This window comes from Kribbella sp., from assembly GCF_035687465.1.
GTDB lineage: Bacteria > Actinomycetota > Actinomycetes > Propionibacteriales > Kribbellaceae > Kribbella.
The window spans coordinates 1-5,319 of the sequence record NZ_DASRXP010000146.1 but is presented as its reverse complement, the minus strand read 5'-3'; the positions used below and the strand labels follow the sequence as shown (position 1 = coordinate 5,319).

Annotated in this window: 4 protein-coding genes; 1 reads left to right on the top strand and 3 read right to left on the bottom strand. The window is 69.0% G+C overall.

Annotation, left to right across the window (positions count from 1 at the left end; all coding sequences use genetic code 11):
- The 3 genes from VFG33_RS07510 to VFG33_RS07500 form a co-directional block, all read right to left on the bottom strand.
- Positions 1–1,288, bottom strand: a 1,288-nt coding sequence (locus VFG33_RS07510; protein ID WP_325023816.1) for a PHA/PHB synthase family protein, incomplete at its 3' end; no start/stop codon positions are given.
- On the bottom strand, positions 1,285–2,790 hold the full coding sequence (locus VFG33_RS07505) for a long-chain-fatty-acid--CoA ligase (protein ID WP_325023815.1): 1,506 nt from the start codon (positions 2,788–2,790) through the stop codon (positions 1,285–1,287). The genes VFG33_RS07505 and VFG33_RS07510, both read right to left, overlap by 4 nt.
- Positions 2,791–3,090: 300 nt before the next feature.
- Positions 3,091–4,350: a PucR family transcriptional regulator gene (locus VFG33_RS07500; RefSeq protein ID WP_325023813.1), complete on the bottom strand. Its 1,260-nt coding sequence runs from the start codon at positions 4,348–4,350 to the stop codon at positions 3,091–3,093.
- 126 nt (positions 4,351–4,476) lie between these two features.
- On the opposite strand from VFG33_RS07500, the gene VFG33_RS07495 reads away from it, so the two are divergent.
- The coding region (locus VFG33_RS07495; RefSeq protein ID WP_325023811.1) for a class I adenylate-forming enzyme family protein at positions 4,477–5,319 on the top strand (843 nt) is incomplete at its 3' end.

Sequence of the window (5,319 nt, the reverse complement as noted above, 5' to 3'; positions counted from 1 at the left end):
GCATGGTCGTGGCGCCGGGATGGGTGAGCCCGTTGCCCAGGCCGAGTTCGACGAAGTCGCGGTGCAGCGCGGCCGGCATCCGGGTGGTGTCGGCGTTCCAGAAGAGGACGTCGAACGCGGCGGGATCCCTTCCCTGCAGGTAGTTGTTGACCCAGTAGTTCCAGATCAGGTCGTTCGGCCGGAGCCAGGCGAACACTTCTGCCAGGGCGCGGCCGTCGAGGTAGCCGCGAGACGCCGAGGCCGCGATCGCCGCCGCGGCGACCCGTTCGTCCATGGCCGCCGAGGCTAGCCCGGCGCGACTCTGATCGAGTACGGTGACGGCCAGCGTCAGGCCCGCGACCCGGTCGGCTTCACCGCGGTCGGTCAGCACCGACATCAGCATCGACGCGAGGATTCCGCCCGAGCAGGTGGCGAACAGTTGGAGCAGGTCGGACCGGCAGATCCGCTGCACGGCGTCCATCGCCTCGCTGATCGCCTGCCCGTACGCATCCATGCCCCAGTCCCGGTGCCGCGCGTCCGGATTGCGCCACGAGATCGCGAAGACCTGCAGGTTCCGTTGCAGCAGGTACTCGACCAGACTGCGCCCTGGGGCGAGATCGACGACGTAGTACTTGTTGATCACCGGCGGCACGATCAGTACCGGGACGGCACGAACTTTCGCGGTCTGCGGCGTGTACTGGATCACTTCGAGCACTTCGTTGCGGAAGACAACGGCTCCGGTCGACACCGCCACCGTTTTGCCGACGCTGAACGCGGACCGCTCCACCATGCTCGGGACCCGCGGGGGAGTGGCCAGATCGCGGAGCAGGTGGCGTACACCCCGCACGCTGCTCAGGCCGGCCGTGTCGATCAGGGCCTTCCAGGCAGTCGGGCTGATCAACGGATTGTTGCTCGGGGCAAGTGCATCGACGGCGTTGTCCACCACGAACGACATCCGCTCGTGGTCCCGCCAGTCGAGCTGCGCCTCCTTGGTCAGGGCGCCGGCGGTCTCGCCGGCGGCCAGGTAACCCTGGACCAGCCGGCGCAGGAACGGGTTCTGCGTCCAGGCCGGATCCGCGAACCGGCGGTCGCGCGGCGACGGCGCACGATCCGAGGTTCCGGCCGCGACCCGGCCGAGCTCGGTGGTGAGGTCCGCCAGCCGGCGCGTGACCACTCCGGGCCGGGCGGCGAGGTTGCTGGCCATCCGAAGCCAGGCCGAGTTCGGCAGGAAGCGACGCATCGGCCCGGTGGCTGCGGCGGTCAGCAGGAAGTCGAGCGGTTCGGCCAGGTCATCGGCGGGTGTGCTCACGTCAGGATCCCCTCCGGAATCAGGATCTCGCGCCGCAGGATCTTCCCGGTCGGACCCTTCGGCAGTTCGTCGACGATCCAGACCACGCGCGGATACTTGTACGCCGCGATCCGCCGCTTCACGTGGTCCCGCAGATCCTCCGGCGTCGCGGTCTCGCCTGCCTTGAGTTGCACGGCGGCGCCGATCTCCTCACCCAGGGAGGGATGCGGGATGCCGACGACCGCGGCCTCGGCGACGGCCGGATGCTCGTAGAGCACCTCCTCGACCTCTCGCGGGTAGACGTTGTAGCCGCCGCGGATCAGCAGGTCCTTCTTCCGGTCGACGATGAAGAAGTAGCCGTCGCAGTCCTGCTTGGCCATGTCGCCGGTGCTGAGCCAGCCTTCGGCGTCGATCGTGGCGGCGGTCGCGTCCGGCTTGTTCCAGTAGCCCTTCATCACGTTGTGCCCGCAGATCTGGATCTCGCCGATCTCGCCGGCTGCGACCGGTGTCCGCTGGTCGTCCACCAGCCGCATCCGGATGCCTTCGATCGGCGTACCGATCGAGCCTGGCTTGCGCTCCGCATGCGGGTGATTGAACGCCGCGACCGGCGAACTCTCCGACAGGCCGTAGCCCTCCAGGATGATGCAGCCGAACGCCTCCTCGAAGTTCCGCAGTACCTCGACCGGCAGGGCCGCGCCACCGGAGACACAGCAGCGCAACGTCGAGACGTCGTACGCGGCGCGATCGGGGACGTCCAGCATGGCGGCGTACATGGTCGGCACGCCCTCGAAGACCGTGACCCGGTCGCGCTGGATCACCTCGAGGGCCTTGGCCGGCGTGAAGCGGGGGATGAGGGTCAGCAGCGCGCCGTTGGAGATGGCGGTGTTCAGGCCGCAGGTGAGTCCGAAGACGTGGAAGAGCGGCAGGCATCCCATCACCACATCGTCGGGACCGATCTCGAACAGGGTCCGTGCGCTGACCGCCTGGTTGCGGTTCAGGCTGCCGTGGGTGAGTTCGGCGCCTTTCGGCTTCCCCGTCGTACCGGAGGTGTAGAGCAGTACCGCGGTGTCGCCGTCGGCGCGGCTGACTGGATCAGTCGCCGGCTCCAGCGCTGCCAGGCTGGCATCGAAGTCGCCGGGGACCACCGTGATGAGCTCTGCTCCAACGGCCTCCGCCCCGGCCGCGGCCTCGCCGCTCACGTCCTGCCAAGCCAGCAGGAGCTTCGCGCCCGAGTCATCCAGGTAGTAGGCCACCTCCCGCTCCTTGAGCAAGGGATTCATCGGTACTGCGACCGCCCCGGTCCTGAGGATGCCGTAGAACGCGATCGGGAACTGGGCCACGTTCGGCAACATCAGCCCGACCCGGTCGCCGGGGCCGATCCCGTGGTCACGCAGCAAGGTGACCAGCTGCGAGGCGAGCCGGTCGAGCGCCGTGTAGGTGAGCACCTCGTCGTCCATCCGGACGGCCGGCTGCTCGGGATAGATCGCCGCGGACTCGGCGAGATTGTGGCTGAGATTTGTCATCGCACCCTCCGGAGGTCGGCATCGCCTCTCACGATCAACCCGCTGCTGTGCGCTGTCATTGGCCGGGCGGACAAGGTTCGGAGCGTTTGTGCGGCGGGCACAGCAGCGGTCCGGAAGTTCGGGTCGCCGGGCCAGGAACGAAGGGGTCCGGACTGCGAATCTCTTATCACCGGCCGGAACCCAGCCCCGGCACCAGCGAAAGGAAACTCCGATGATCGCCTTCCTGATTCCCGCCCTGTCCCTGCTGGCCCTGATCCCGATCGTCGGCCTGCGGGTCCTGGCCCACAGGCTCGGCTGACCTCAAGGTGAGGCAGGCACCAGCACCGAACCGGCTAGCCAGCGGCAGGCGACGAGCGCCAGCTCGAGTTCCAGGCGCTCGTCGTCCAGCGGCCGGCCGCGTTCCTCCAGTGCCTTGTCGATCCGGTACTTCACGGTGTTCTTGTGCAGATGGATCCGCTCCGCGGTGGCCAGAAAGCTGCCCTTCTCGGCCAGGAACACCTGCAACGTCTCCCGCAACCGCGCGGCCGTCTCGGTGTCGGCCGCCAGTGCACCCAAGGCGTTCCACACCAGCCGGCGGGTCCCTTCCAGATCGGCGGCCAGCATCGCCGCCGCCCGGACCTGCGGATCGGTGAACGCGGTGACCCGGTGCGCCCGGTCCCGCCCTGCCAGCGCCACTTGCTGAGCCCGCAGCGCCTCCAAGTGGGTGACCCGGAACCCGTCCGCCCCAGCCGCGGGCGAGCCGATCGCGATCCAGTGCTCGCCCTCCTCGTCGCTGTCCATCGTGATCGCCGCGCGGGTGCGGCCGAGCGGGATCCAGCCCCACCCGGTGGACCGGTCCCGCGGTACGAACAGCGGTTGCCCTGAGCAACCAGCCGCGGCAGCCGCCTGCTGCAGGAGGCGTTCGAGCTGGCGGAGGTTCTCGTCGCCAGCAGATCGCGACGTACTCCAGAGCACGACCCCGAGGTGGTGCTGCCGGAGCCGGTAGCTGAGTGCGCCTTCTGCTGTGGCCAGGTCGACCGGATCGCCGCGGAGCAGCTCCTCGATCATCGCCCTACGGACCGTGTTGCGGTTCGCCAGCCAGCGCACCCGCTCTGACTCGTACGCCGTGACCACCTGCTCGGAGATCCGGTCGATGTAGCGGAAGGTCGTGTCCATCACGATCCTCGCGGCCGCGAGCGCGACCGCCTGGTCGCTGTCCTTCGCGAGCTCGTCGAAGGCCCAGTCGAGGACCTGCTGCTGACCGAGTCGGTACGCGCGGACGAGCGCGAGCGGCGCGACCCCGCGCTGGGCCAGCCGCCGCGCGTACTCCTCGGCCGCCGACGGGGTGGAGACCTTGTCGACGTCGATGCCGTAGCGCAGGATGTGCGCGACCGTCTCGAGGTTGCTCTCGATACTTGCCCCGAGCATCTCGACGATCAGCTGGTCGCCCTGGAGTTCCTCGATCGTCTCGGCCAGCACCTTGTGCAGCGTCCCGGTCAGTTCGGGCAGCCCGGTGCCCATCACGGTGGCGATCGCGGTCACCCGCTCGACGGCGGCCTCCTGCAGCGTGTCAGTAGCCATGGCGCTACCTCCTCCAGGTCCGATTGTGCGCCCGCCCGGACCGGCTGTCAGCTCGCGAGCACGAACGGCGCGCCGAGGTTCGTGTCCCGCGCACAGTGTCCGGCACGCCGTGGATTCCTACCGTCGATGGCAACCAGATCGGAGGAGACCGTGACCACACTCGACTATCTCCCGTGGCGGCGGCCGCCGGCGTACGACGACCGGCCCGCCGTTCGCGATGCCCGGCAGGACCTTACCTATGCCGACCTCGGCGCCTGGACCGATGCCGTCGCCGAGCAACTGGCCGGGTACGGCGTCGGACCGGGCTCGGTGGTCGCGGTGATGCTGCCGAACCGCGTCGAACTGCTCGTCGTACTGGTCGCGGCCTGGCGGCTCGGCGCCGCGGCGACACCGATGAACCCGATGTTCACCGCGCACGAGGCCGACTACCAGATCAACGACGCCGATGCGGCAGTCGTGGTCAACGCCGGACCGGACGCACCGAACGGCGGCCGTCCGAGTATCGCGGTCGACGACCTCCGCCGTACCCGGCGTGGTGACCGGACGCTGCCCACCCCCGCCACCGAGCCCGGCGACCTGGCGCTGCTGATCTACACCAGCGGCTCGACCGGGCGGCCCAAGGGCGTGATGCTCAGCCACGGCAACATCGGCGCGATGGCGTCCATGATGTCCGAGCATCTGAAGATCACCGGCGACGACCACTGTCTGCTGATCCTGCCGCTGTTCCATGTGAACGCCATCTGCATCAGCTTCCTCACCCCGATCGCGGTCGGCGGCCAGCTCACGGTGCTGCAGCGCTTCCAGCCGCTGGAGTTCCTGTCCGCGATCGAGCAGTACCGGCCGACGTACTTCTCCGCGGTGCCGACGATCTACTCGCACCTGGTGTCGCAGCCCGGCGACGTGGTCGCGGACGCCTCCTCGATCCGGTTCGCGATCTGCGGTGCGGCGCCGGCCAGCAAGGAGCTGCTC

Coding starts and splice junctions, on each gene's coding strand:
- VFG33_RS07505 (WP_325023815.1), bottom strand. CDS start 2,790: ATGACAAATCTCAGCCACAATCTCGCCGAGTCCGCGGCGATCTATCCC.
- VFG33_RS07500 (WP_325023813.1), bottom strand. CDS start 4,350: ATGGCTACTGACACGCTGCAGGAGGCCGCCGTCGAGCGGGTGACCGCG.